The following is a 4,492-nucleotide window of genomic DNA, read 5'->3' on the forward strand; positions in this document are numbered from 1 at the left end:
GTTGAGTTGGGTGGAAAGATGGTTGATTTTGCTGGGTGGGAGATGCCTGTACAGTATCCTTTGGGGATCATGGGAGAGCATAAGCAGTGTCGTGAGAAGGCGGCGGTGTTTGATGTGTCTCATATGGGTCAGGTGATCCTGCGCGGTGAGAATGTGGGCGAGAAGCTTGAGGCGATCTGCCCGCAGGCCTATGCGACGCTGAAGGAAGGCAAGGCGCGGTATGGGTTTTTTACCAACCCTGAAGGCGGGATCATGGACGACTTGATCGTGTCGAATGCGGGCGATCATTTCTTTGTAGTGGTGAATGCGGCGCTGCGTCATCAGGACATTCCGCACATGCAGGCCAATCTGGACGGCGTCGAAGTGACCGAGATCTTCAATCGCGCGCTGGTGGCGGTGCAGGGTCCTGCAGCGGAAAACGTGGTGGGCGAACTGTGTCCTGCCGCCCGCGATCTAAAGTTCATGGAAACCACGATTGCCGATATCAACGGTGTCGAATGCCGCATCTCACGCCTGGGCTATACCGGTGAGGACGGGTATGAGATCTCGATCCCCGAAGACAAGGCGATTGAGATCACCAAGGCCTTCCTGGCGCATGAGGATTGCGAACCGGCGGGTCTGGGCGCGCGCGACAGCCTGCGGCTGGAGGCGGGTCTGTGCCTCTATGGCAATGACATCGACCAGAGCACTTCGCCGATTGAGGCCAGCCTTGGCTGGGCCATTCAGAAACGCCGCAAGGAAGAAGGCGGCTTTCCGGGTGCAGATCGCGTACAAAAGGAACTGGCCGAAGGTCCGGCGCGCAAGCTGGTGGGCATCAAGCCCGAAGGTCGCGCCCCCGCGCGTCAGGGCGTCGAAGTGCAATGCGCCGAGGGCAATACCATCGGCCAGATCACCTCGGGCAGCTTTGGCCCCACGGTCGGTGGACCGGTGGCGATGGGCTATGTGTCCGCAGGTCACGGCGAGCCGGGCGAGAAGGTGAACCTGATCATCCGGGGCAAGGCGCAACCGGCCGAGATCGTGGCGCTGCCCTTCGTCAAACAGAATTACAAGCGTTGAAGTCAGGAGAGAGAAGACATGGCAACCTATTATTCCGAAGAGCATGAATGGCTGACCGTCGAAGGGGACACGGCCACTCTGGGCATCACAGCACACGCGGCCGAGCAGCTGGGTGAAGTGGTGTTCGTCGAGCAGCAGGAAGCGGGCGACGAATTCGAAAAAGGCGGCGAGATCGGCGTGATCGAATCCGTCAAGGCCGCGTCCGAGCTGTACGCGCCGGTCGATGGCGAGATCACCGAGGTGAACGAAGCGCTGGCCGACAACCCCGGATCGCTGAACGAAGACCCCGAGGGCGAGGCCTGGATCTACAAGATCAAGATCGCGGATGCCGCGCAGCTGGAAGACCTGATGGACGAGGCCGGCTACAAGTCTTTCATCGGCTAAACCAACTTCGGAGCCCTGTCCTTGGGGCTCCCCGCTTCACCAGGGGCTTCCGATTTGGGGCTCCGCCCGTTCGGGCCTGAACCTGTCCACTGGACAGATTCCGGGACGGCCCTCATCCCCCGCCGGAGGCACCTGCCTGCCCGGCCGGACCTGACCTATTCGACAGGAGCGCTGCAATGGCCTTCAAACTGACCGATTACGAAGCCTATGACTTCGCCAACCGCCGCCACATCGGCCCGTCGCCCACCGAGATGCGCGACATGCTCAAGGTGATCGGCTTCAAGACGCTGGACCAGCTGATCGACGCCACCGTTCCGCCGGCGATCCGGCAGAAGGAACCGCTGGACTGGGGTCCGGCGATGACCGAGCGGGATGCGCTTTTCCACATGAAGCAGGTGGCCAGCAAGAACAAGGTTCTGACCTCGCTGATCGGTCAGGGTTACTATGGCACCACCACGCCGGCGCCGATCCTGCGCAACATTCTGGAAAACCCGGCCTGGTACACCGCCTACACCCCCTATCAGCCCGAGATCAGCCAGGGCCGTCTTGAGGCGCTGTTGAACTTCCAGACCATGGTCAGCGACCTGACCGGGCTGGACGTGGCCAATGCCTCGCTGCTGGACGAAGCCACAGCTGCTGCCGAAGCCATGGCAATGGCCAAGCGCGGTGGCCGATCCAAAGCCAATAACGCGGCCTTCTTTGTCGACAAGAACTGCCACCCGCAAACCATCGCGGTGATCAAAACCCGCGCCGAGCCTCTGGGCATCGACGTGCAGGTTGCCGATCCCGATACGCTGGATGCGGGCGCCGTCTTTGGTGCGATCTTCCAGTATCCGGGCACGCATGGCCATGTGCGCGACTTCACCGCCGAGATCGCGGCGCTGCATGAACATAAAGCCATCGCCATCGTCGCCGCCGACATCCTTTCGCTGGCGCTGCTGAAGTCGCCCGGCGAGATGGGCGCGGATATCGCCATCGGCTCGACCCAGCGCTTTGGCGTGCCGATGGGCTATGGCGGTCCGCACGCCGCGTATATGGCGACCACCGACAAGCTGAAGCGGTCGATGCCGGGCCGGATCATCGGTGTCAGCATCGACAGCCGCGGCAACAAGGCCTACCGCCTGTCGCTGCAGACCCGCGAACAGCATATCCGGCGTGAGAAAGCCAACTCGAACGTCTGCACTGCGCAGGCGCTGCTGGCGGTGATTGCGTCGATGTATGCGGTCTATCACGGCCCCGACGGCATCAAGGCCATCGCGCAATCAGTGCATCGCAAGACCTCGCGTCTGGCCGCCGGTCTGGAAGAGGCAGGCTTTGCTGTCGAGCCCGAGGTGTTCTTCGACACCATCACGGTTGAGGTCGGCCACCTGCAGAACGTGGTGATGGAGGCCGCCGTGGCCCGTGGCGTCAACCTGCGCAAGGTGGGCGATACAAAGGTGGGCATCAGCCTGGACGAACAGACCCGCCCCGAGACCATCGAGGCCGTCTGGGGTGCCTTCGGCATCGACAAGAAGGATGACAGCAAGAAGAACCGCGCATATCGCCTGCCGGATTACGCGCTGCGCGAAAGTGCCTATCTGACGCACCCGATCTTCCATCAGAACCGGGCCGAGGCCGAGATCACGCGCTATATGCGTCGTCTGGCCGACCGCGACCTGGCGCTGGACCGGGCGATGATCCCGCTGGGGTCCTGCACCATGAAGCTGAACGCGACGATCGAGATGATCCCGGTCACCTGGCCCGAGTTCGGCAACCTGCACCCGTTCTGCCCCGAAGATCAGGCGCAGGGCTATCATGAGATGATTGCCGATCTGAACGACAAGCTGTGCCAGATCACCGGCTATGACGCGATCAGCCAGCAGCCCAACTCGGGCGCGCAGGGCGAATATGCCGGCCTGCTGACCATCCGCAACTATCACGCTTCGCGTGGTGAAGGGCACCGCAATGTCTGCCTGATCCCGACCTCGGCGCACGGCACCAACCCGGCCTCAGCACAGATGGTGGGCTATCAGGTTGTGCCGGTACAGGCGGATGAGAAGGGCAACATCGATGTCGCCGACTTCCGCGCCAAGGCGGAAAAGCACTCGGACCATCTGGCTGCCTGCATGATCACCTACCCCTCGACCCATGGCGTGTTCGAGACCACCGTGCAGGAGGTCTGCCAGATCACTCATGATCACGGCGGTCAGGTCTATATCGATGGTGCCAACATGAACGCCATGGTCGGCCTGTCGCGCCCGGGTGACATTGGCGGCGACGTCAGCCACCTGAACCTGCACAAGACCTTCTGCATCCCGCATGGCGGCGGCGGCCCCGGCATGGGTCCGATCGGCGTCAAGGCGCATCTGGAACCCTATCTGCCTGGCCACCCCGAGCTGAACCAGGCCATCGGCCCGGTCTCGGCGGCGCCCTTCGGCTCGCCCTCGATCCTGCCGGTCAGCTGGGCCTATGTGCTGCTGATGGGTGGCGCCGGTCTGACCCAAGCGACCAAGGTGGCGATCCTGAACGCCAACTACATCGCGGCGCGTTTGAGCGAGGCCTATCCGATCCTCTACACCTCGGAAACGGGCCGGGTGGCGCATGAATGCATCCTCGACACCCGACCCTTGGATGAGGCGGCCCATGTCAGCGTTGACGACATCGCCAAGCGTCTGGTCGATTCAGGCTTCCACGCGCCGACCATGTCCTGGCCGGTGGCGGGGACGCTGATGGTCGAGCCCACGGAATCGGAACCCATGGCCGAACTCGACCGCTTCTGCGATGCCATGCTCTCGATCCGGGCCGAGGCACAGGAGATCATCGACGGCAAGATCGACGCGGAAAACAACCCGCTGAAAAACGCCCCCCACACGGTGCGCGATCTGGTCGGCGACTGGGACCGGCCCTACAGCCGCGAACAGGCCTGCTTCCCTCCGGGCTCCATGGGTGTCGACAAATACTGGTCCCCCGTCAACCGCGTCGACAACGCATACGGTGACCGAAACCTCGTCTGCACATGCCCTCCAATGGACGCATACCAAGAAGCAGCTGAGTAAAAGGAACACCCCCCGCC

3 protein-coding genes are annotated in these 4,492 nt (G+C 62.6%); all 3 read left to right on the plus strand.

The genetic code is table 11. From position 1 onward, the window contains the following. Nucleotides 1-1,056, plus strand: a 1,056-nt coding sequence (gene gcvT / locus ACR0DT_RS24755) for a glycine cleavage system aminomethyltransferase GcvT (protein ID WP_480713303.1), incomplete at its 5' end; no start/stop codon positions are given. Between the two features lie 18 nt (nt 1,057-1,074). Next, nucleotides 1,075-1,440, plus strand: a complete 366-nt coding sequence (gcvH, locus tag ACR0DT_RS24760; RefSeq protein ID WP_480713304.1) for a glycine cleavage system protein GcvH — start codon at nt 1,075-1,077, stop codon at nt 1,438-1,440. 176 nt (nt 1,441-1,616) lie between these two features. Continuing rightward, nucleotides 1,617-4,475: an aminomethyl-transferring glycine dehydrogenase gene (gene gcvP / locus ACR0DT_RS24765; RefSeq protein ID WP_480713305.1), complete on the plus strand. Its 2,859-nt coding sequence runs from the start codon at nt 1,617-1,619 to the stop codon at nt 4,473-4,475. The last annotated feature ends 17 nt before the right edge of the window (nt 4,476-4,492 follow it).

Source organism: Ruegeria sp. BI11, assembly GCF_056538005.1.